The following is a 20,930-nucleotide window of genomic DNA, read 5'->3' as shown; positions in this document are numbered from 1 at the left end:
CTCCCTACTGAGCCTATGTGTATTAGTTATATACTACAGCCAGGAACTGATCGCGTCGAGCGGTTTCTTGTTCAGCGCATGGACGGGGACGGTTGCATCCTCCGCCGGTTTTCCAGCGACGACGATCATCATCGGCTTTTCATTAGCCGGCCGTTCGCAGACCTCGTTGAGAAACTTCATCGGGTTGGGCGTATGGGTCAGCGTGGCGAGTCCGGCATCGTGAAGCGCGGCGATCAGGAAGCCGCTGGCGATACCGACCGATTCCGTGACATAATAGTTCTGCTTGTCGTCCCCCGGATTGGGACCGCCGCGCCGCTGCCCGAAGATGACGATCAGCCAGGGTGCGATCTCAAGATAGGGCTTTATCTCGTCGGTGCCGAGCGGGGCGAGCGCTTCGAGCCATTCGTCGCTCGCCTTGGTCTCGTAGAAGGTCTTCTCCTCCGCCTCCGCGGCCGCGCGGATTGCCTTCTTCTTTTCCGGCGAAGAGACGACGGCGAAGTGCCAGGGCTGATGGTTTGCGCCATTGGGCGCGGAGCCCGCCGCGAGGATTGCCTGCTCGATCACTGCGCGCGCCACCGGCGCATCGCTGAACTGGCGGCAGGTTCGCCGGGTCTTGATAGCCGCATAAAAGGCTTCGGCCCGGGCAATCCGCTCGGCCTCGGAATAGTCGGGCAGCTCTGAATAGGGGACGGTGTCATGCTCTGTCATGGCCTCGCGCCTTAGACGCTCGTTTCGGGTCCGCATAGGGGCGGGCCGGATATTGACATAAATGTCAGCAAAGCGCATTTTCACGACATGGCTACGGCACCAGAAACCATCGACATGCCGATCCCGGTACATCCCGATCGGCCAAAGCTGCGCAAGCGGCCGATGAAGGCACTGCATCATTTTCGCGAACTGCTGAAAGACAAGGAAGATACCGAACAGGTTTTCTGGATCTTCGAGGCGCTGCCCCGCCAGTCCTTCCGCGACGATGCCGTGCGGTTCGGTCAGAGCGAAGCGGGACGCGCCATCTATGCCAGCGAACGCTATCTGCCCGCCATTCTCGACGATCATGAGCGGCTGCGCGCCATGCCCGAAGGCAGCGTCGCCCATGCCTATTGCGATTTCATGGAGGCCGAAGGGCTGACCGCCGAAGGGCTTGTCGAAGAGGGCAAGAAGATGGGCAAGCGGCGCTATGACGATCTCGTCCAATGGTATGGCAACCGGAACCGCGACACGCACGACCTGCTGCACGTCCTGACCGGCTATGGCCGCGACGGGCTCGGCGAACAGTGTGTGCTCGCCTTCACCTATGGCCAGGACCCTTCGCTCGCCCATCTATTCATCGCCTATGCGGGCGGCATGAACATGAAGAAGGTGACAGGCACCAAGGCGCCGATCTTCCGGGCCATCAACCAGGCCAAGCGGCATGGCAAGGCCGGCCCGCGCATATGGGAGATGCCGATCACCGACCTTCTCGCCGAACCGCTGGATGCGGCCCGTGAGCGGCTCCATATCGGCGCGCCGACCCATTATCACGAGGCGCATCGCGTTCTGCGCGAAGAGGGACGCGATCCCTATGATATACTCGGCAAGAATGCGGCGCAGAACGGAACCGAAGCCGCGCAGGCCGCCTAGCGCAAATTAGAGATCTTGCATGATGCAATCGCCGCCATCGGTGGCGAGGTGCAGCAGGCAGCCGACGGCCACGGCCCGTATCTTCCAGTTCGGTATCGCCAGCATCGCCAGATAGGCGAAGCCCGCCCACATCGTATGGAGCGGGTGGAAGCCGATGCTGCAGCGATCGGGGTCGTAGATCGGATCGGCGAGCAGGTGATCCGCGTCTATTGCTATCGTCGCCGCCATGATCAGCCCGGCCCGCCACCATCTGTCGCGCCAGAACAACCAGCCCAGGATAAAGGGCGCGATAGCGTGGCCGCTGACATGCAAAAGCGGCTGGAGGAGGTCGAGCATGGGTGAGCGCTCTAGCGGCCCATCAGTTCCGGGAAAAAGCGTTCGTTGGCCGCGCGGAGATCGGCGAGCGGGATATCCGTGCCATTCACGCGGACAGCATCGCCGTCGACAGTGCCGATCTTCGTGAACGGCACCGCGTCGCGGTCGAGCGGCCCATCGGCGGGATAGGTCACCAGATAGCGGGCCTGCGTTTCGTTAAACGCGAATTCCGTGTTCATCGCGTCGAGATCGACGCCGAGATTGCCAGCGAGCGCCATTTCCGCGACCGCGACGAGCAGCCCGCCATCGGAGATATCGTGCACGGCGGTGACCGCGCCCTCATGGATCAGGCGGCGGACGATATCACCGTTAAGCTTTTCGTCCTTCAGGTCCACGCGCGGTGGTGGCCCGTCTTCGCGGCCGTGGATTTCGCGCAGCCAGAGCGACTGCCCGAGCTCCGCATAATTGGCGCCGATCACGGCCAGATGCTCGCCCTCGGCCTTGAATGCGAGCGTCGCCATCTTGTCGATATCGTCAAGCAGGCCGACACCGCCGATGGCGGGCGTCGGCAGTACCGGCGTCGCCTTGCCGTCTGCGCCGGTGGTTTCGTTGTAGAGCGAGACGTTGCCGCTCACGATCGGCATATCGAGCGCCGCGCAGGCTTCGGCCATGCCTTCGATGCACCCGACGAACTGCCCCATGATCTCCGGTTTTTCCGGATTGCCGAAATTCATGCAGTCGGTCGTCGCCAGCGGTTTCGCGCCGACGGCGGTGATATTGCGATAGCATTCGGCGATCGCCTGTTTGCCACCCTCGACCGGATCGGCCTTGCAATAGCGCGGCGTGCAATCGGTGCTGATCGCGAGCGCCTTGTTGGTGCCATGGACACGGACGACCGCCGCATCGCCGCCCGGGCGCTGGACAGTGTCGGCCATCACCATGTGATCATATTGTTCCCAGACCCAGCGGCGCGAGGCGAGGTCGGGGCAGGCCATAAGTTTCAGCAGGTCCGCGCCGATATCGTCACTTTCGGGAATATCGGTCAGCGGCTCGGGCGTGGGTGTGGGGACATGAGGCCGGTCGTAATTGGGCGCATCGGCGGCGAGGGGGCCGAGCGGAATATCGCAGACGGTTTCGCCCTGGAACGTGAGCACCATGTGCCGCGTATCCGTGACCTCGCCGATCACCGCGAAATCGAGCTCCCATTTCTCGAAGATCGCGCGCGCCATGTCCTCGCGGCCGGGTTTGAGCACCATGAGCATCCGCTCTTGGCTCTCGCTCAGCATCATCTCATAGGGCGTCATGCCCTCTTCGCGGCACGGCACCTTGTCCATATCGAGTATGATGCCGACCTCGCCATTGGTCGCCATCTCGACCGAGGAGGAGGTTAGCCCGGCGGCGCCCATATCCTGGATCGCGACGATCGCATCCGACGCCATCAGTTCGAGACACGCCTCGATCAACAGCTTCTCGGTGAACGGATCGCCGACCTGCACGGTCGGGCGCTTCTCTTCGCTATCTTCGCCGAACTCGGCGGAGGCCATGGTCGCGCCGTGGATGCCATCGCGTCCCGTCTTGGAGCCGACATAGACGATCGGATTGCCGACGCCCGAGGCGGCCGAATAGAAGATCTTGTCGGTATCGGCGATGCCCACCGTCATCGCGTTGACGAGAATGTTGGTGTCATAGGCCGAGTGGAAATTCACCTCGCCGCCGACGGTCGGCACGCCGACGCAATTGCCATAGCCGCCGATCCCCGCGACGACTCCCGACACCAGATGCCGCGTCTTGGGATGATCGGGTCGGCCGAAGCGCAGCGCGTTCATATTGGCGACCGGCCGCGCGCCCATGGTGAAGACGTCGCGCAGTATGCCGCCCACGCCCGTCGCCGCGCCCTGATAGGGCTCGATGTATGAGGGGTGGTTATGGCTCTCCATCTTGAAGATCGCGGCCTGCCCGTCGCCGATATCGATGACGCCGGCATTTTCGCCCGGCCCCTGAATGACCTGCGGGCCTTCCGTGGGCAATTTCTTCAGGTGCCGGCGCGAAGATTTGTAGCTGCAATGCTCGGACCACATGACCGAGAAAATGCCGAGCTCGACAAGGTTCGGCTCGCGGTCGAGTGCGGCGAGGATGCGGACATATTCCTCTTCGTTGAGGCCATGCTCCGCGACGATTTCGGGCGTGATTTCGGACATGCGAAGCGCCTTAGCGGTGGCGGCGCATTCCCGCTAGAGTGTTGCGGCCCTTAGCTGGGCATGACCGCGCCGTTTGCGGCCCCGCCCGTCCCAAATCAGTTGATCGTCAGCGTTGACGGCGAGCGCTCCAGCGCATCGCTTGACGTCTGCAAGGCGATCAGCTGGCTGATCAGGCTGATCACTTGGATCGACCGGTCGCCGCCCGGTTCGGGCGATGCGCCGATATACCAGTCCTGCCCGCGATGCTCGACATGGATGGAATGGGTGCCCGGCGATCCGGTCGTCACATCGAAGATCAGACGATTGCGGTCATCCCGCAGGCCGCGCCCCGAGCGCACGATCTCGCCCAGATAATAGATTACGCCTTCCACCGAGCGCAGCTCGTAATCATCGGGCGACAGCCTTGCGCCGCCGCATACGCCGTTGGCACCGGTGGTGACCTGCAGTTCCTGCGGGACGCGTTCGCGGATTTCGAACTGCGCTTCGCCGTCGCTATTCTCGCCAACGGTGACCCGGTAATTGCTGTCGAGATTTTCGAGTACGGCATTGACCGCGCTTGCCTGCGCAGGCGTGAACGTCGCAATCGGCGCATCGTTCGCTTCGCGCGCCGCGCCGGACTGGAAGCCGAGACCGAACACATCGCTCTGCGAGAGAAGGCCGGACTCCGCCGTACCATCGCTCTCATTGCGCAGGTCGTTGGCATATTCGACACCGTTACAGGTTACGCTTTCGATCAGCAGCGCGGCGAGTTGATGCTGGTTCCAGCCCTGGCCGAGAAAGATGGCGACGACATTGGGTTCGATCGGCCGCAAGATGCCACCTGCGAACTGGTTCGTATTGAGCGGCACGATCTGAAAGGATGGCGAGGAGCTGATATTGAGCGAGACCCCGGCATCGGCGTCGATATCGTCGATGATACCGCCCAGATCGGCACTGACTCCACTGCGGATCGAGATATTGCCGCTCACCTGGCTCAGCGTCGAATAATGGGTCGGCTCGCGATAGCGCGCGCGCACGATATTGAGCAAGATCATCTCGTTTCGGGTATCGGCGATCACCCGATTATAATCGGTCGCGAATTCCGTCATCGGCGTCTGCATAGAAGCGCATCCGCCCACCGCGATGATCGAGGCCAGCGCGATTGCCCGGCCCAAAGTCTTTCCCATAGCTGCCCCCTATGTTTCGCCCGGGATCGTATGATGCCGATCCGGGAAAAGGCAAGGTGCACGATAAAAAAGAGCCGGCAGCGTCTGCGCTACCGGCCCTCGTAATTGATGGGATTTGCTTGGCTTAGCTGTCGCAGGTCTGCAGACCGCCGCCGGCGCGGGCGAACTGGATGCTTGCCGCATCGCTTGCGCCAACCAGCGTATAGCCTTCGCCGGAATAGGTGGGCGTGGCGGCCGGTTCGGCTGCTTCTTCGCCTTCGGCCGGTTCAGCCATCGCTTCGTTCGGCAGGATGGTCTGCACCGCGTCCTGCTCCATGGCGACGCCAACCTGGCTGTCGTTCGTGTAGAAGCTCACATAGACGACGCTGTTGTCGTCACAGCGGAAGCTGGCTTCGCGCGTGCGCATCGGCGGCAGCTCCTCCGGAGTGAGTTCTTCGATCTCCTCGGCTTCGGGGTCGGACATTTCGCCGACGACTTCGGGTTCCGGCTCGCTGCAACCAGCGAGAGCGATAAGGGCCGCGAGCGGGGCGACCGCGAGTGGGGATATGGCTTTTTTCATGATGGCGCGGCTTTTCGCGGCTGCAGCATGGTTCGTCAACCGAATTTTTATAATGAAATGATGACAGGTCGAGCCAGTTCGACGAACGGCATCGTACCGGGCCCGTTTCGGGCCGTAATTATCGAGTTGTCCGGACAATATGCGCGATCACCGACCAGCGCGCGCATTTCTCTTCGAACGGCATTGCAGCATAGGCCGGGCTCGACGAGGGCAGGTCGATCAGCCGGTAAGCGTCGCCGGCATCGCCCAGCTGTTTGCGTCCCGTCTTTGCCGACTTCTTTCCGTTGAAAGCTATTGCCGACAGAGCGGGCAGGGAAGTCGCCAGCGCCCGCAGATCGTTTTCGCGTGCGTCGCGGATCGCGCTGTCCAGACTGCCGGACCGATGCGCATCGGCGATCACGTCCCACAGGCCGATATTGTGGTGCAGCAATATGGCGAGCCGATCCGTATAGTCCCGTTCGCGCAGCTCGACGCCCAAGGCGGCGCCGACAAGATCCCAGAAGCGGTTTTGCGGATGGGCGTAATATTGCGCCTGGCGCAGCGATTCCTCGCCGGGCAGGCTGCCGAGGATCAGCAGCCGGACCCGGTCGTCGATGATCGGGGCGAAGGAGGATTTGCGTGTCACGGCTCCCGTCGATAGGCGCGCCGGCCCCATTCCGCCAAGCCCGAGCTTTGCCGCCTCCAAGCCAAGATTGCTTGCCCGGCGAAAGCCCGCTGGGGTAGATGCGCGGCATGACTATAGTTCCCAACCCGCTCGCGCTGATCGGCAATACGCCACTCGTCCGTCTGAAAGGTCCGTCGGAGGACAGCGGCTGCGAGATTCTCGGCAAATGCGAATTCGCAAATCCGGGCGGCTCGGTGAAAGACCGGCCCGCGCTCTACATTGTCGAGGAGGCGGAGGAGCAGGGGCTGCTCAAGCCCGGCGGCACGATCGTCGAGGGCACGGCCGGCAATACCGGCATCGGCCTCGCGCTCGTCGCCAATGCCAAAGGCTACAAGTCGATCATCGTGATGCCGGACACGCAGAGCAAGGAGAAGATGGATACCCTGCGCGCGCTCGGCGCCGAGCTCGTGCTCGTGCCCGCCGCGCCCTATTCGTCGCCCTGCCATTTCGTCCACCAGTCGCGGCGTATTGCCGAAGAAACCGACAACGCACTCTGGGCCAATCAGTTCGACAATATTGCCAACCGCCGCGCGCATATCAAAACGACGGCGAAGGAAATATGGGAGCAGACCGAGGGCAAGGTTGACGGATTTACCTGTGCGGTCGGAACCGGCGGGACGCTCGCCGGGGTCGGCATGGGGCTCAAGGAATTTTCCGAGGATGTCCGGATCGCGCTGAGCGATCCGCATGGTGCCGCGCTCTACGAATATTATGCCAATGGCGAGCTGAAGTCCGAGGGCTCCTCGGTGGCCGAGGGTATCGGTCAGGGCCGGGTCACTGCCAATCTCGAAGACGCTCCCGTCGATACCCAATACCGCATCTCCGATGCCGAGGGTCTGGAATGGGTCCATCGCCTGTTGTCGGAAGAGGGGCTGTGCCTTGGCCTGTCGTCTGGCATCAATGTCGCCGGTGCGATGGCGCTGGCGAAAGAGATGGGCCCAGGCAAGACGATCGTGACGATCCTTTGCGACAGCGGTTTGCGCTATCTTTCGACGCTGTATAATGCCGATTGGCTGGCCGAGAAGGGACTTGCCGTCCCGCCATGGCTGGCCACGGAGAATGACAGTGAACGACGAGCCTGTTGAGACTTTCGACGATACGCGTCAGGAGCACGCGAACCGCGTCCGTATCGGCGCGACGGGTCTTGCATCGATTGTCGTCATCGTGCTGCTGGCGGCAAGCTTCTCGGGCACCGCGAGCAACGAGCCCGAGCTGACGCCGGAAGCGATGGCCGAACAGGCCGAGCAGGCGGACACCGAACTCGCAGCCGAAGAGGAACAGCCCCAGGAACCGCTCGCCGAGCTCGGCGTGGCGCCGGGAACGGGGCCGGTCGAAGAGACCGAAGTCGAACCGGTTCCCGAATTTGACGACGGCGAACCTGCCGAAAACTAGGCGATGTGAATCAGACGGCGCGAATCAGGCCGGTCAAGCCGTTGAGATTCGCCGATTCGGCTTACCAAGCCCCTATCCCGCGTCTGCGCGGGAATTGCACGTCTCTCGCGCGTTCGAAACGCATCGGCAAACAGCTTCAAGACAAAAGAAGAACATCGTTGCTTTTGTGGGCCTTTCGTCTATCCATAAACCGCAAGGTGGGCAAAATTCCCTTAAAATACCCATGAAATGGTATTGATACCCATCGTTAACCTTGATACGCAAATCGTCCTGTAAGGGGCAGGGCGCTCCCGAACACATAAGATTCGACGTTGAATTTTCATGATTCAGCGATGGGCAGCGCTTTGCGCCGAGGGAGAGGATCGGCGTGGAATTTTCAATTCCTTTCGGTGGACAGGCGCTGAACGCGGTAGACGGGAAGGGACGCGTGTCCCTGCCGGCCGATCTGCGCGCCACCGTCGAACGCCGCGCCGCGCAGGCCAAGGCCGCGAACATGCCGGTCGACGACAAGCTACTCTATATCGCTGAAGACGAAGAGCTGCCCTGCCTCACGGGCTTCGACGAGACCGAGTATTTTGCGTTGGCCGGCCAATTGCGGGAGCAGCGCGCCCGCGAAACAGCCCATAGCGGCCGCAAAAGCCTGATCCGGCGCGACGGTGGCGGCACGGAGACCTTCTCGCCGCTCCAGCCGGTGACGTTCGACAAGGCGGGCCGGATGGTGCTGACCAGCTTCCTGCGCAAGGCCGGGGGAATCGAGGATTTCGCCTTCTTCACCGGCAACGGGCCCTATTTCGATATCTGGTCCCCGACCCGTGCCCATGCGCATTGCATGGCGATGGGCGACAAGCGGCTCCTGCGCATCCTCGAACATCTGTGTAGCGAGAAGGGGGTGTCGCTATGAGCGTTGCCGCCGACTCCCGTCCCGATCCACGCCACGAACCCGTGCTGCTCGAAGAGGTCATCGCCGCGCTCGATATCGTGACCGACGAGATTCACGTCGATGCGACGTTCGGTGCGGGCGGTTATTCGCGCGCGATGCTCGCCGAGGGGGCTGAGGTTTACGCCTTCGATCGCGATCCGGACGCCATTGCCGAGGGTGCGGAGCTGGCCGAAGCGAGCGATGGCGGGCTCCATCTCGTGCCGCGCCGCTTCTCCGAAATGCGCGAGGCGCTCAAAGAGCACGGCTTGGATGCTGTGGATGGCGTCGCGATGGATATTGGCGTGTCCTCCATGCAACTCGACCGGGCCGAGCGCGGCTTTTCCTTTCAGGCGGATGGGCCGCTCGATATGCGGATGGAGCAGGACGGCGAAAGCGCCGCCGATTTCGTCAACAGTGCCGATGAAGCGCTGATCGCCGATACGCTCTATGCCTATGGCGAGGAACATCGCTCGCGCCGCATCGCGCGCGCGATCGTCGCGGCGCGGCCGATTGAGACGACTGGCGAACTCGCTGCCGTGGTCCGTAAGGCCGTCGGCCATCGGCCCGGTGCGCCAAAAGACCCGGCGACGAAAACCTTTCAGGCGATCCGCATCCATCTCAATCGCGAGCTGGACGAACTGCGCGACGGGCTGGCGGCAGCAGAGGCCGTGCTCGCTCCGGGCGGGCGGCTGGCCGTCGTCACCTTTCACAGCCTCGAAGACCGGATAGTGAAACAGTTTCTGCGCGAACGGAGCGGCCGCACGCCCGGCGGCTCGCGCCATCTGCCGGACACGGCCGAAACCGCCCCGGCGCCCAGTTTCGACAAGCCCGCCAAACCGCAACGCGCCGATAAGGCAGAAGTCGCGCGCAATCCCCGTTCGCGGTCCGCCACGCTGCGCAGCGCCCGGCGCAACGAAGCGCCGCCCTGGCCCATGGAAAGGAGGGTCACCGCATGACCATCACCCGCAAATTCCGTTCGGTCGCTTGGGCCGCCGCGGTCTCTTCCGCGGCGCTCAGCTGCTATCTGATTTCACACCGCGTTGCCGCCGAACGCAACGCGCTGGAGGCCGTTGAACGCGACATCCAGCTGGCGCGCGAGGACATCCTCTCGCTCAATACCGAGTTCCAGACGCGCAGCCGGATGAGCCAGATCGAAGTCTGGAACCGTCGCGATTTGATACTGTCGGCGCCTGCTCCGGAACAGTTTCTCGCTAGCGAGATCCAGTTAGCCAGCCTGATTGAAGGACCGGCTGCCGAAGCGCCGATCCAGCAGGCGTCGGTGGCTGAAGAGCAGGATGAGAGCAATCTCATAGACGAGGATGTCTTCGACGCGCCTGATACGGAGACGGGCGGCCCACAAATCCAGCAGGTGGCCTATATGGTTCCCGAAGGCCCGGATGGTCAGCCGACGGCCTTTCTCGATGACGAGCTGCGCGGCGCGATCGCCAGCGAAGCCGCGCGCGAAGATGCGGGCGATGCGGGGGACAACGCGGATCGATGAACCCGCCCGTCGCCAAACCGGCTGAAGTGCGCAAGGTAAGCCTGCGGCGGCAAATGCAGCCCATCGTGCAGCAGCGGCTGATGATCGCCATGCTGCTGCTCCTGTTCGGGGTCGTGGCCGTGTCGGTGCGGATCGGCTGGCTGACAGCGTTCAGTGGCGGCGAAGCCTATGCCGCGAGCGGCGATCCCAATCTGCCGCCGCGCGCCGATATCGTCGACCGCAACGGCGTGACGCTTGCGCGCACCATCGACGCCTGGTCGATCGCCGTCCATCCTGACCGGGTCCTCAGCGATCCCGAAGAGCTGGCGCCCCGTCTTCACGAACTCATGCCCGAGCGGACGACGGAAGAATATGTCGAGATTCTGACCTCGGGCCGGACTTTCTCCTATCTGCGCCGCCGCGCGCTGCCCGAACTCGTCGCGCAGGTGAACGCGCTGGGCGAGCCCGCCATGGAATATCTGCGCGAGCCCGAACGGCTTTACCCGCAAACCAATCTCGCCGCCCATGTGCTGGGCTGGGTCAATCTCGACGGCGAAGGCGTGACCGGGATGGAGGCTGTGCTCGAAGAGCGGCTGATGGATCCGGCGCGCCGCAACGAACCCGTGGCGCTCTCGATCGACAGCCGAGTGCAGGCTGCGGTGCAGAGCGAACTTGCCGCCGCGATGCGCCGCTTCAATGCGATCGGCGCGGCCGGGATCGTGCTCGACGCGCATACCGGCGAGTTGCTGGCGCTGACCTCGCTGCCCAATTTCAACCCTAATGCCGCCAACCAGTCGAGCGACCGCGCGCGCTTCAACCAGGCGACGATGGGCTTTTACGAGCTCGGCTCGACCTTCAAGCCGATCACGATGGCCGCCGCGATCGAAGAGGGTGTCGTCACCGATATCTCCCGCCGCTATAATGCCGAGGAACCGCTGCAGATCGGCCGCCACACGATCAACGACGATCACCCGCAGCGCCGCTATCTCAATGTGCCGGAAACGCTGGTCCACAGCTCGAACATCGTCACCGCGCGGATTGCCGACGAACTGGGCGCGGAGCGGATGCAGGCCGTGTTCCGCGATCTGCACTTCGACGATCCGATCGATTTCGAACTGCCTGTGCGCGGCCGCCCGATCTGGCCTGACTATTGGGCACGCACGACGATTATGACCGCGGGCTATGGCCATGGCATCGCCGTGACGCCGCTGCATCTCGCCAACAGCTACGCGACGCTCGTCAATGGCGGGCTCTATCGCCCGCTGACCCTGATGCGGCTGTCGCCCGACGAAGTGCCCGCGGGCGAGCGCGTGTTTAGCGAGGAAACCAGCCGCCAGATGCGCGGGCTGCTGCGTCTGATCGTGCAGGAAGGCACGGGCCGCAATGCCGATGCCGAAGGCTATCGCGTCGGCGGCAAGACCGGCACGGCCGAGAAAGCCGGCGGCGGCGGTTATCGCGAAAACGCGCTGATCACGACATTTGCTGCGGCCTTCCCGATGGACGATCCGCGTTATGTCATCCTCGTCATGCTGGACGAACCGCGCGGCGATGCGGGCACGGGCGGCGCATCGTCTGCCGGCTGGACAGCCGCGCCTGTTGTGCGTCAGGTCGTCGCCCGCATCGGCCCGCTGCTCGGCGTCATTCCAAGCGAAACCGAGGATATCGATACCGCCCATCTGCGCGCCATGCTCTGGCGCGCGCCATCGGAGCGGTCATGAAGCTCGCCGCGCTCCTCGGATCGGACACGCATGACAGTCCTACGGTCACCGGCTTTGCGATCGACCATCGCAAGGTCGCGCCGGGCACCATCTTCGGCGCGTTTCAGGGCGCGCGGTTCAACGGCGAGGACTTCATTCCCGATGCGATTGAGTCCGGCGCTATCGCCATCGTCTCCCGGCCTGAAGCACAAGTCGATGGCGTACCGCGCGTTACCGACGAAGAGCCGCGCCGCGCCTTTGCCCAACTCGCCGCCAAATTCTTCGCGCCCTTTCCCGACATCAGCGTGGCCGTCACCGGCACCAACGGTAAGACATCCACGGTCGAACTGACGCGCCAGCTTTGGCGCATGGCCGGGCATAATGCCGCCTCGATCGGTACGCTCGGCGTGACCACGGCCGACGACCAAACCAAAACAGGCCTGACGACACCCGATATCGTCACCTTCCTTTCCAATGCGGCGGGGTTGAAGCGCGAGGGAGTCACCCATCTCGCCTTCGAAGCCTCAAGCCATGGGCTGTCGCAATATCGCACCGAAGGGCTGCCCGTCGGCGCTGCCGCCTTCACCAATCTCTCGCGCGACCATCTCGATTATCACGGCACGATGGAGGCCTATCTCACGGCCAAGCTGCGGCTCTTTACCGAAGTTGTGGACAAGGACGGCACGGCGATCGTCTGGGCGGACGATCCGGTCAGCGAAAAGGTCGTCGCGGCGATTGAGGGGCGGGGCGTGCGCGGCATGTCGGTCGGTAGAAAAGGCGAGGCGATCCGGCTCACCGGCCGTACGCCGACCCAGTTCGGCCAGACGCTGGAGGTGGAGGCCGAGGACAAAAGTTTCACGATCGAGCTGCCGCTGATCGGCGCCTATCAAGCCAACAATGCGCTCGTCGCGGCGGGTCTGGTCTGGGCGACGGGCGGCGATCTTGCCCAGACGCTCGGCAATCTTTCGCGTGTCCAGCCCGTGCGCGGGCGGCTCGAACGCGCGGTCATCACCAAGGCCGGCGCGCCCGTCTATGTCGATTATGCGCATACGCCCGACGCGCTGGAAGCGGCGATCGACGCGCTGCGCTGGCACGCCAAGGGCCGGCTGATCACGGTCTTCGGCGCGGGCGGCGACCGCGATGCGGGCAAGCGGATGCTGATGGGGGAAGTCGCGGCGAAACTGTCCGACCATGTCATCGTCACCGACGATAATCCGCGTTCGGAGGAACCGGCTGTGATCCGCGCAGCCATCCTCGCCGGCGCGCCCGGTGCGCGGGATATTGGCGGGCGGCGCGAAGCGATTGCGGCCGCCATCGCTGAAGCCGGCGCGGACGATATCATCTTGCTCGCCGGCAAGGGCCATGAGCAGGGTCAGGAAATCGGTGATCGCATGCTGCCGTTCGACGATGTCACAGTCGCGCGGGAGTGTGCGGCATGAGCGCGCTCTGGACCTCGGGCGAGATCGCCGCCGCCATTGACGGAGACGCATCTGGCGATTTTGCCGTAAACGGTGTTGCGTTCGATAGCCGCGAAGTCGGCGCGGGCGATCTTTTTATCGCGCTGAAGGGCGAAACGACCGACGGGCACAAGTTTCTCGACGGGGCATTCGGGAATGGCGCGGCCGGAGCGATCGTTAGTCAGGATTGCGCCCATCCCCATATCCGGGTTCCGGACACGATGGAGGCGCTCAACGCACTCGGCGCGACGTCGCGCGCGCGGACCGATGCGAAGATCGTCGGGGTGACGGGGTCGGTTGGCAAGACGGGCGTGAAAGAAGCGCTGTTTGCCGCGCTCGACCGGTCTGCCCAAGGCTCGGTGCATCGCTCAGTCAAAAGCTATAACAACCATACCGGCGTGCCGCTCAGTCTTGCGCGGATGCCGGCTGCCGCTCGCTACGGCGTGTTCGAAATGGGCATGAACCATGCCGGCGAACTTTCTGCCCTCACCCGGATCGTCCGGCCGCATGTCGCGATGATCACGGCGATTGCGCCCGCGCACATCGAATTCTTCGACAGTATCGAGGGGATCGCCGACGCCAAGGGCGAGATCTTCCAAGGGCTGGAGCCGGGCGGTGTCGCGCTCGTCCCGTTCGACAGCCCGCATCGCGACCGGCTGATCGGCTGGGCAGAGCCCTATGCCGAAACGATCTGGACTTTCGGGAAAGGCGAGGGTGCCGATATCCGTGCCGTCGAGGCTGTGCGCGCGACGACCGGCACGATCGTCAGTGCCGTGCTACCGGAGGGCGAACTGACCTATACCGTTGGCCTACCCGGCGATCATTGGGTGTCGAACTCGCTGGCCGTGATCGGCGCGGTCGAGGCGGTCGGCGCGGATTTGGCGCAAGCCGGGCTCGCGCTCGCCGAACTGGCCGGGCTGCCGGGCCGCGGCGCGCGCTCGGCGATTCCGCTTGAAGACGGCGAAGCGCTGCTGATCGACGAAAGCTACAATGCCAACCCGGTGTCGATGAAGGCGGCGCTGAAAACGCTGGCGGAAGAACCGGTCGAGCGGCGGATCGCGGTGCTCGGCGCGATGGGCGAATTGGGCGAGGATAGCGAACGATATCATGCCGAGCTGGCCGGTCCGATAACCGATGCCGGCGTCGCTTTGGCCGTGCTCGTCGGCGAACCGATGCAGGTGTTGGCAGACGCGCTTGGCAATAGCATCGACATCGTTCATGTGCCCGACGCGGCGGCGGCGCTCGAGAGTCTCGAGGGGAAGATTCGCACGGGCGACGCGCTGCTCGTCAAGGGGAGCAACTATATTGGACTGGCCCGCGTCGTTGAGGCGCTGGCCGGTGGAAAGACGCCATGTTCGAACTGATCGCCGCCTATTTCGACTATGCCGGGCCGCTCAACCTGTTCCGCTATCTGAGTTTTCGCGCAGGCGGCGCGACGGCGACAGCCTTGCTGATCGGCCTGCTGATCGGGCCGCGCTTTATCGGCTGGCTGCGTATCAAGCAGGGCAAGGGCCAGCCGATCCGCGACGATGGCCCGATCACGCATCTCAAAAAAGCCGGCACGCCGACCATGGGCGGGCTGATGATCCTCGCCTCGGTGACCATCTCGCTGCTGCTCTGGATGGACCTGTCGAACAAGCTGGTCTGGGCCTGCCTGTTCGTGACACTCGGTTTCGGTCTGATCGGTTTTCTCGACGACTATGACAAGGTCACCAAGCGCCATCATGCCGGGATATCCGGCAAGCTCCGGCTGTTCGCCGAATTCGCGATCGCGGGTTTCGCCTGCTGGATCATCTTGGGCGAAACCGGCACCGATCTCTATCTGCCCTTCATCAACGGTCCCATCGCCGATATCGGCTATGCCTATTATATCTTCGCGATGCTCGTGATCGTCGGCGCGGGCAACGCGGTGAACCTGACCGACGGGCTGGACGGCCTCGCGACCATGCCGGTCATCATCGCCTCGGTCGCCTTTATGATGATCATCTATCTCGTGGGTCGCGAGGATTATGCCACCTATCTCGGCATTCCGCACGTGCCCGGCGCGGGCGATCTCGCGATCATCTGCGCTGCGATCGTCGGTGCGGGGCTCGCCTTTCTCTGGTTCAACGCACCGCCGGCCGCCGTCTTCATGGGCGATACGGGTAGCCTTGCGCTTGGCGGCGCGCTCGGCGCCATCGCCGTGACCGCGCATCACGAAGTCGTGCTCGGCATCGTCGGCGGGCTGTTCGTGCTCGAAGCGCTATCCGTCATCATCCAGGTCTTCTTCTACAAGCGCACCGGCAAGCGCGTCTTCAAGATGGCGCCGATCCATCATCATTTCGAACAGATGGGCTGGTCCGAACCGACCGTCGTCATCCGCTTCTGGATCATCTCCTTTGTGCTGGCGCTCGCCGGCCTCTCGACGTTGAAGCTGAGATGACGCCTGCCCGCGCCTTTGCCGGAAAACGCTATGCCGTGCTCGGTCTCGCGCGGACCGGCATTTCGGTCGTCGACTATCTGTGGTGTTCGAGCGCGAGCGTGACGGCATGGGACGATCGCGAAGAGGCGCGCGAGCAGGTCGCGAACAAGGCGACGCTGGCCGATCCCCTGGAACTCGAACTCTCCAAATTCGACGGCGTGGTCGTATCGCCGGGCGTCCCGATCAACCGCCACCCGATCGCCGACAGGGCGCGCGAGGCCGAGGTTCCGCTGATCGGCGATATCGAACTGTTTGCTCAGGCAAGGTCCGAACTGCCGTCGCATACCGTTGTCGGCATCACCGGCACCAACGGCAAGTCGACGACGACAGCGCTGATCCATCATATCGTCAAGACGGCCGGTATCCCGACCCGACTCGGCGGCAATATCGGCAAGCCGATCCTCGGTGAGCAGGAGCTCGAAGAGGGCGGCGTCTATGTGCTCGAACTCTCCTCCTTCCAGATCGACCTGACACAGCGTCTCGACTGCGAAGTTGCGGTCCTGCTCAACATCACACCCGACCATCTTGACCGTTACGAAAATTTTGACGCCTATGCGGCGGCCAAGGCACGGCTGTTCGAGATGCAGTCCGCCGATCATGCAAGCATCATAGCGATCGACGACGAGCCGAGCCGGAAGATCGCCAGCGAAACCGATGGCGTCGTCATCCAAGTGTCGGCCGGCGGCTGCATGGATCAGTCGAACTGGCCCTCGCTACAGGGCCCGCACAATGCGCAAAACGCCGTCGCCGCGATGAGCGTGGCGCGCCGGCTGGGCATAGGCGAAGAGGCGATCGAAGAGGGGCTGCGCACTTTTCCCGGCCTGCCGCACCGCATGGAGCGGGTCGCGGACAAAAATGGCGTGCTGTTCGTCAATGACAGCAAGGCGACCAATCCGACATCGACCGCGCCGGCGCTTGCCGCCTATCCGGCGATCCACTGGATATTGGGCGGGCGCGCCAAGTCCGACGATCTCGACGCTTGCGAGCCTTACTTCGGAAACATCCGTGCGGCGTACACAGTCGGCGAAACCGCCGACATGTTCGAAAGCCTGCTCGAACCGTGGATGCCTGTGCGCAATTGCGGAACGATCCGCAAAGCGACCGTGCTGGCGGCAAAGGCCGCGCGGTCGGGCGAGACCGTGCTGCTGTCGCCGGCCTGCGCATCGTTTGATCAGTATCGCGATTTCGAAGAGCGGGGCGACGATTTCCGCGCCGCAGTGGGGAGCCTGTGATGACCATGGAGTCCACGATCGCCAAGACCGCCGCGCCGGCTGCCCAGCGGCGGGCGCTGGGCGATTATATCAGCCGGTCGCACAAGGGGCCGCTCGGCGAATGGTTCTGGGAGATCGATCGCGTCCTGCTGCTGCTCGTCACGATCCTAATCGCGATCGGCCTGATCGGCGTTGCCGCGGCATCGCCGGCGGCCGCCGAGCGCTATTCGGCCGACTCGTTCCAGCTGCCGCAACTCTATTTCTTCTACCGTCAGCTGATCTGGCTCGGCGCGGGTATTCCGATCATGCTGGTGATCTCGACGATGCCGAAGGAGTTCGCCAAGCGCTTCGCGCTCGCCGGGGCCGTCTGTTTCTTCATCCTGCTGCTGCTCGTGCCGTTTCTCGGCAATGAGGTAAACGGCGCGCGGCGCTGGATCGGCTATGGTGTGGCGACGCTCCAGCCGTCCGAATTTTTGAAACCCTTCTTCATTGTCGCGACGGCCTGGCTGCTCTCTCTGCGCGTGACGCAAGACCCGACCCTGCCAGTCGTCTGGGCGACGGCGATCCTGACCGGCGTCATCGCGCTGTTGCTGATGCGCCAGCCGGATTTCGGCCAGACGGTCATCTTCGGTAGCGTGTGGATCGTAATGCTGATGATTTCGGGCGTTTCGACGAAGATATTGGGTGGTATCACGGCGCTTGGCGTCACCGGCATCGGCGCCGCCTATTTCTTCTATCCGGTGGCGACGACGCGCATCAATAATTTCCTCTTCGCCGATGGCGACAATTACCAGGTCGACAATGCGATGCGCACGCTGACCAATGGCGGATTTCTCGGCGTCGGCCCCGGCGATGGCGAAATGAAATACCGGCTGCCCGAACCGCATACCGATTATATTTTCTCCGTCATCGGCGAAGAGTTTGGTCTGATGGCTTGCATGGCCATCGCGCTGATTTTCGGCGCGATCGTCGTGCGGGTGTTCGTGAAGCTGATCGACGAGGAGAATATCTTCTACCTGCTCGCCTCGGCCGGGCTGGCGACGCAATTCGCGATCCAGGCGCTCATTAATATGGCAGTAAATCTGGATATGGCACCATCCAAGGGCATGACGTTGCCCTTCATCTCTTATGGCGGCTCGTCGCTCATCGCGCTGTCCATCGGTTTCGGCCTGCTGCTCGCTTTCACGCGGCGTAATCCCCATCTGCCCGCGCTGGAAAGGCGGCTCTAGATGGGTGCGCGGCACTTCGTTCTCGCCGCAGGCGGTACGGGCGGGCATATCATCCCGGCCTTCGCGCTCGCGACCGAGCTCAAGAAGCGCGGCCATTATGTCGCGCTCGTTACCGACGAGCGTGGCGCGGCGATTCCCGGTACGTTCGAGGGTGAAGAGAAGCATATCCTGCCCACGGGCCGGGTGACGAAAAACCCGCTGGGCTGGTTCGGCGCGGCGAAGAATATCTGGCGCGGCCGGGCCATGGCGCGGCGGCTCTATGAGAGCTTCGCGCCCGAAGCGGTCATTGGCTTTGGCGGCTATCCGGCGCTCCCCGCGCTGCTCGGCGCGCTGGCCGAAAACATCCCCTGCGCGATCCACGAACAAAATGCCGTGCTCGGCCGGGTCAACCGGTTGCTGGCGGGGCGGGTCAATGCGATCGCGGCCGCGTACAAGGAAGTCGGACGGCTCAAGGACAAGCATCTCGGCAAGACGCATCTGATCGGCAATCCGGTGCGCGAGGAAGTCGCGGTCCTGCGCTCCCAGCCTTTTCCGGCGCTCAGCGAAGACGGCATCTTCCGGGTGTTGGTGACGGGCGGCAGCCAGGGCGCCAGCATCCTGTCGAACATCGTGCCGGATGGGCTGGCGCTGCTCCCGCTCTCCTTCCGCCGCCGGATGCAGGTTACCCAGCAATGCCGCGAAGAGGATATCGAGCGGGTGCGGGATCGCTATGCCGATCTCGCCATCCCCGCCGATCTCGCCACCTATCTGCCCGATTTGCCCGAGCGGCTGGGCTGGGCGCATATCGTGATCGCGCGCGCGGGTGCGTCGACCATCGCCGAACTCACCACTGCGGGCCGGCCTGCGATCCTCGTGCCGCTGCCGATCGCGACCGACGATCATCAGACGGCCAATGCGCGAGAGATGGCGGCGAGCGGCGGCGCGCGCGTCATCAAACAAACGCAATTCACCCCGGCCGAACTTGCCAAGCAGATGCAGAAGCTCGGCCTCGAACCCGAAGCGCTGATGAATGCGGCCGGCCGCGCGCGCAGCGCCGGCTACCCGAATGCCACGCGCGATCTCGCCGATCTCGTCGAACGGCTCGGGCAGGGCGGCGACGGGGCGATGCTTGTCGGTTCGCCCAAGGCGCTGAAACCTGCGGTGGGAACGGCATCGTGAAGGGGTTCGGCACCGATATCGGCACGATCCACTTCATCGGGATCGGCGGGATCGGCATGTCCGGCATCGCCCGGGTCATGCACAATCTCGGCTATAGCGTGCAGGGATCGGATATCGCCGAAGGCGCGGCTGTCGAAGCGCTGCGCGAGCGCGGCATCGCGGTCTCGGTCGGCCATGATCCGGACAATCTTGGCGATGCGGCGGTGGTCGTGACGTCGACCGCGATCCAGCGCGGGAACCCGGAAGTCGAAGCGGCGCTCGAACGGCGCATTCCCGTGGTGCGGCGCGCGGAGATGCTGGCCGAGCTGATGAAGCTCAAGGCCACGGTCGCGATCGCCGGCACCCATGGCAAGACGACGACGACCTCGCTCGTCGCCGCGATGCTCGATGCAGGCGGGCTCGACCCGACGGTTATCAATGGCGGCGTGATCAACGCCTATGGCGCGAACGCCCGGGTCGGCGAGGGCGACTGGATGGTCATCGAAGCCGATGAGAGCGACGGCAGTTTTCTGAAGCTCGACGGCACGATCGCGATCGTCACCAATATCGATCCCGAACATCTCGATCATTATGGCAGCTTCGAGAAGGTCAAGGACGCGTACATAGAATTCGTCGAGAATGTGCCCTTTTACGGCGTGGCGCTGCTCTGCCTCGACCATCCCGAAGTGCAGGCGATAATCCCGCGCGTCCGCGACCGGCGGATCGTTACCTATGGGTTTGGCGCGCAGGCCGATATCCGCGCGGAGAATGTCGCGGCCGTCGATGGTGGCAACCGGTTCGATGTCGTGATCCGCGATCGCGACGGCGAGACGCGGCGGATCGAGGGGATCATGCTGCCGATGGCCGGGCGTCACAATGTTCAGAACGCGCTGGCCGCGATCGGCGCCGCGCTCGAACTGGATATCGCTGACGATGTGATTGCCGGCGGGTTCGCCGAATTTGGCGGCGTGAACCGTCGCTTCACCAAGGTCGGCGAGGTCGGTGGCGTGACGGTGATCGACGATTACGGGCACCACCCCGTCGAAATCCGCGCCGCGCTGGCCGCCGCGCGGGAGGCGGCCGCCGGCAAGGTTTTCGCTGTCGTTCAGCCGCATCGTTACACCCGGCTCCGCGACCTGCTCGAAGATTTCGAAACCGCCTGCAACGATGCGGACGCAGTCTATGTGACGCCCGTCTATCCGGCCGGCGAAAAGCCTATCGACGGGATTTCAGGCGAGACGCTGGTCGGCGGCCTCAAGGAACGCGGGCATCGCGCGGCGCATAATGTCGCCGACGAAAACGCCCTGGCGAGTGCGCTCGCCGGCGAAATCGAAAGCGGCGACATGATCATCTGTCTCGGCGCGGGCGACATCACCGGCTGGGCTGTGCGCCTGCCGCAACGGTTGAAGGAGGCGCGGGCATGAA

20 protein-coding genes are annotated in these 20,930 nt (G+C 63.7%); 14 read left to right on the top strand and 6 right to left on the bottom strand.

Annotation, left to right across the window (positions count from 1 at the left end):
- Window positions 1-33: 33 nt before the first annotated feature.
- The gene (locus Q0974_RS14920) at window positions 34-708 is read right to left on the bottom strand and encodes a nitroreductase family protein (protein ID WP_299329247.1); all 675 of its coding nucleotides are present in this window, start codon (window positions 706-708) and stop codon (window positions 34-36) included.
- Window positions 709-795: 87 nt separating this feature from the next.
- Between Q0974_RS14920 and Q0974_RS14915 the strand changes: the two genes are divergently transcribed.
- The gene (locus Q0974_RS14915) at window positions 796-1,620 is read left to right on the top strand and encodes a Coq4 family protein (RefSeq protein WP_299329244.1); all 825 of its coding nucleotides are present in this window, start codon (window positions 796-798) and stop codon (window positions 1,618-1,620) included.
- 6 nt (window positions 1,621-1,626) lie between these two features.
- On the opposite strand, the gene Q0974_RS14910 is transcribed toward Q0974_RS14915, so the two are convergent.
- The 5 genes from Q0974_RS14910 to Q0974_RS14890 all read right to left on the bottom strand — a co-directional run bounded on the left by Q0974_RS14910 (window position 1,627) and on the right by Q0974_RS14890 (window position 6,483).
- Complete coding sequence (locus Q0974_RS14910; RefSeq protein WP_299329242.1) at window positions 1,627-1,956, bottom strand: DUF6122 family protein; 330 nt, start codon at window positions 1,954-1,956, stop codon at window positions 1,627-1,629.
- Between the two features lie 11 nt (window positions 1,957-1,967).
- Window positions 1,968-4,133: a phosphoribosylformylglycinamidine synthase subunit PurL gene (purL, locus tag Q0974_RS14905; protein ID WP_299329240.1), complete on the bottom strand. Its 2,166-nt coding sequence runs from the start codon at window positions 4,131-4,133 to the stop codon at window positions 1,968-1,970.
- A 95-nt stretch (window positions 4,134-4,228) separates the two neighbouring features.
- Window positions 4,229-5,299 (bottom strand): hypothetical protein, encoded by a 1,071-nt coding sequence (locus Q0974_RS14900; RefSeq protein WP_299329238.1) that lies wholly within the window; start codon window positions 5,297-5,299, stop codon window positions 4,229-4,231.
- A gap of 124 nt (window positions 5,300-5,423) precedes the next feature.
- Window positions 5,424-5,858: a hypothetical protein gene (locus tag Q0974_RS14895; protein ID WP_299329237.1), complete on the bottom strand. Its 435-nt coding sequence runs from the start codon at window positions 5,856-5,858 to the stop codon at window positions 5,424-5,426.
- Window positions 5,859-5,976: 118 nt separating this feature from the next.
- A complete protein-coding gene (locus Q0974_RS14890) occupies window positions 5,977-6,483 on the bottom strand; it encodes a DNA-deoxyinosine glycosylase (protein WP_299329235.1) in 507 nt (168 codons plus the stop codon).
- A 107-nt stretch (window positions 6,484-6,590) separates the two neighbouring features.
- On the opposite strand from Q0974_RS14890, the gene Q0974_RS14885 reads away from it, so the two are divergent.
- The 13 genes from Q0974_RS14885 to murC all read left to right on the top strand — a co-directional run bounded on the left by Q0974_RS14885 (window position 6,591) and on the right by murC (window position 20,929).
- On the top strand, window positions 6,591-7,607 hold the full coding sequence (locus Q0974_RS14885; protein ID WP_299329234.1) for a cysteine synthase A: 1,017 nt from the start codon (window positions 6,591-6,593) through the stop codon (window positions 7,605-7,607).
- Window positions 7,588-7,914 carry a hypothetical protein gene (locus tag Q0974_RS14880; RefSeq protein ID WP_299329232.1) on the top strand — a complete coding sequence of 109 codons (327 nt, stop codon included), beginning with the start codon at window positions 7,588-7,590 and terminating at the stop codon, window positions 7,912-7,914. The genes Q0974_RS14885 and Q0974_RS14880 overlap by 20 nt, the downstream gene beginning before the upstream one ends.
- Before the next feature lie 367 nt (window positions 7,915-8,281).
- Window positions 8,282-8,815 (top strand): hypothetical protein, encoded by a 534-nt coding sequence (locus Q0974_RS14875; RefSeq protein WP_299329230.1) that lies wholly within the window; start codon window positions 8,282-8,284, stop codon window positions 8,813-8,815.
- Entirely contained in the window at window positions 8,812-9,789 is a 978-nt protein-coding gene (rsmH, locus tag Q0974_RS14870) for a 16S rRNA (cytosine(1402)-N(4))-methyltransferase RsmH (RefSeq protein ID WP_299329228.1), read from the top strand. The genes Q0974_RS14875 and rsmH overlap by 4 nt, the downstream gene beginning before the upstream one ends.
- Window positions 9,786-10,334, top strand: a complete 549-nt coding sequence (locus Q0974_RS14865; RefSeq protein ID WP_299329227.1) for a hypothetical protein — start codon at window positions 9,786-9,788, stop codon at window positions 10,332-10,334. The genes rsmH and Q0974_RS14865 overlap by 4 nt, the downstream gene beginning before the upstream one ends.
- Window positions 10,331-12,031, top strand: a complete 1,701-nt coding sequence (locus Q0974_RS14860) for a penicillin-binding protein 2 (protein ID WP_299329225.1) — start codon at window positions 10,331-10,333, stop codon at window positions 12,029-12,031. The genes Q0974_RS14865 and Q0974_RS14860 overlap by 4 nt, the downstream gene beginning before the upstream one ends.
- A complete protein-coding gene (locus Q0974_RS14855) occupies window positions 12,028-13,449 on the top strand; it encodes a UDP-N-acetylmuramoyl-L-alanyl-D-glutamate--2,6-diaminopimelate ligase (protein WP_299329223.1) in 1,422 nt (473 codons plus the stop codon). Before Q0974_RS14860 ends, Q0974_RS14855 begins: the two co-directional genes overlap by 4 nt.
- A complete protein-coding gene (gene murF / locus Q0974_RS14850; protein ID WP_299329221.1) occupies window positions 13,446-14,831 on the top strand; it encodes a UDP-N-acetylmuramoyl-tripeptide--D-alanyl-D-alanine ligase in 1,386 nt (461 codons plus the stop codon). Before Q0974_RS14855 ends, murF begins: the two co-directional genes overlap by 4 nt.
- Window positions 14,819-15,889, top strand: coding sequence for a phospho-N-acetylmuramoyl-pentapeptide-transferase (mraY, locus tag Q0974_RS14845; RefSeq protein WP_299329219.1), 1,071 nt, complete (start codon window positions 14,819-14,821; stop codon window positions 15,887-15,889). Before murF ends, mraY begins: the two co-directional genes overlap by 13 nt.
- The gene (murD, locus tag Q0974_RS14840) at window positions 15,886-17,160 is read left to right on the top strand and encodes a UDP-N-acetylmuramoyl-L-alanine--D-glutamate ligase (protein ID WP_299329218.1); all 1,275 of its coding nucleotides are present in this window, start codon (window positions 15,886-15,888) and stop codon (window positions 17,158-17,160) included. The genes mraY and murD overlap by 4 nt, the downstream gene beginning before the upstream one ends.
- Window positions 17,160-18,368: a putative peptidoglycan glycosyltransferase FtsW gene (locus tag Q0974_RS14835; protein WP_299329216.1), complete on the top strand. Its 1,209-nt coding sequence runs from the start codon at window positions 17,160-17,162 to the stop codon at window positions 18,366-18,368. Before murD ends, Q0974_RS14835 begins: the two co-directional genes overlap by 1 nt.
- Window positions 18,369-19,526 carry an undecaprenyldiphospho-muramoylpentapeptide beta-N-acetylglucosaminyltransferase gene (gene murG / locus Q0974_RS14830; protein WP_299329214.1) on the top strand — a complete coding sequence of 386 codons (1,158 nt, stop codon included), beginning with the start codon at window positions 18,369-18,371 and terminating at the stop codon, window positions 19,524-19,526.
- A complete protein-coding gene (murC, locus tag Q0974_RS14825; RefSeq protein WP_299329213.1) occupies window positions 19,523-20,929 on the top strand; it encodes a UDP-N-acetylmuramate--L-alanine ligase in 1,407 nt (468 codons plus the stop codon). Before murG ends, murC begins: the two co-directional genes overlap by 4 nt.
- Window position 20,930: the final 1 nt, after the last annotated feature.

It is taken from the genome of Parasphingopyxis sp. (assembly GCF_028279465.1).
In the GTDB taxonomy this organism is placed as follows: Bacteria; Pseudomonadota; Alphaproteobacteria; order Sphingomonadales; family Sphingomonadaceae; genus Parasphingopyxis.
The sequence above is the reverse complement of the archived record's forward strand: the minus strand, read 5'-3'. Positions and strand labels throughout refer to the sequence as shown.

Coding starts and splice junctions, on each gene's coding strand:
- Q0974_RS14920 (WP_299329247.1), bottom strand. CDS start 708: ATGACAGAGCATGACACCGTCCCCTATTCAGAGCTGCCCGACTATTCC.
- Q0974_RS14915 (WP_299329244.1), top strand. CDS start 796: ATGGCTACGGCACCAGAAACCATCGACATGCCGATCCCGGTACATCCC.
- Q0974_RS14910 (WP_299329242.1), bottom strand. CDS start 1,956: ATGCTCGACCTCCTCCAGCCGCTTTTGCATGTCAGCGGCCACGCTATC.
- purL (WP_299329240.1), bottom strand. CDS start 4,133: ATGTCCGAAATCACGCCCGAAATCGTCGCGGAGCATGGCCTCAACGAA.
- Q0974_RS14900 (WP_299329238.1), bottom strand. CDS start 5,299: ATGGGAAAGACTTTGGGCCGGGCAATCGCGCTGGCCTCGATCATCGCG.
- Q0974_RS14895 (WP_299329237.1), bottom strand. CDS start 5,858: ATGAAAAAAGCCATATCCCCACTCGCGGTCGCCCCGCTCGCGGCCCTT.
- Q0974_RS14885 (WP_299329234.1), top strand. CDS start 6,591: ATGACTATAGTTCCCAACCCGCTCGCGCTGATCGGCAATACGCCACTC.
- rsmH (WP_299329228.1), top strand. CDS start 8,812: ATGAGCGTTGCCGCCGACTCCCGTCCCGATCCACGCCACGAACCCGTG.
- Q0974_RS14865 (WP_299329227.1), top strand. CDS start 9,786: ATGACCATCACCCGCAAATTCCGTTCGGTCGCTTGGGCCGCCGCGGTC.
- Q0974_RS14860 (WP_299329225.1), top strand. CDS start 10,331: ATGAACCCGCCCGTCGCCAAACCGGCTGAAGTGCGCAAGGTAAGCCTG.
- Q0974_RS14855 (WP_299329223.1), top strand. CDS start 12,028: ATGAAGCTCGCCGCGCTCCTCGGATCGGACACGCATGACAGTCCTACG.
- murF (WP_299329221.1), top strand. CDS start 13,446: ATGAGCGCGCTCTGGACCTCGGGCGAGATCGCCGCCGCCATTGACGGA.
- mraY (WP_299329219.1), top strand. CDS start 14,819: ATGTTCGAACTGATCGCCGCCTATTTCGACTATGCCGGGCCGCTCAAC.
- murD (WP_299329218.1), top strand. CDS start 15,886: ATGACGCCTGCCCGCGCCTTTGCCGGAAAACGCTATGCCGTGCTCGGT.
- Q0974_RS14835 (WP_299329216.1), top strand. CDS start 17,160: ATGACCATGGAGTCCACGATCGCCAAGACCGCCGCGCCGGCTGCCCAG.
- murG (WP_299329214.1), top strand. CDS start 18,369: ATGGGTGCGCGGCACTTCGTTCTCGCCGCAGGCGGTACGGGCGGGCAT.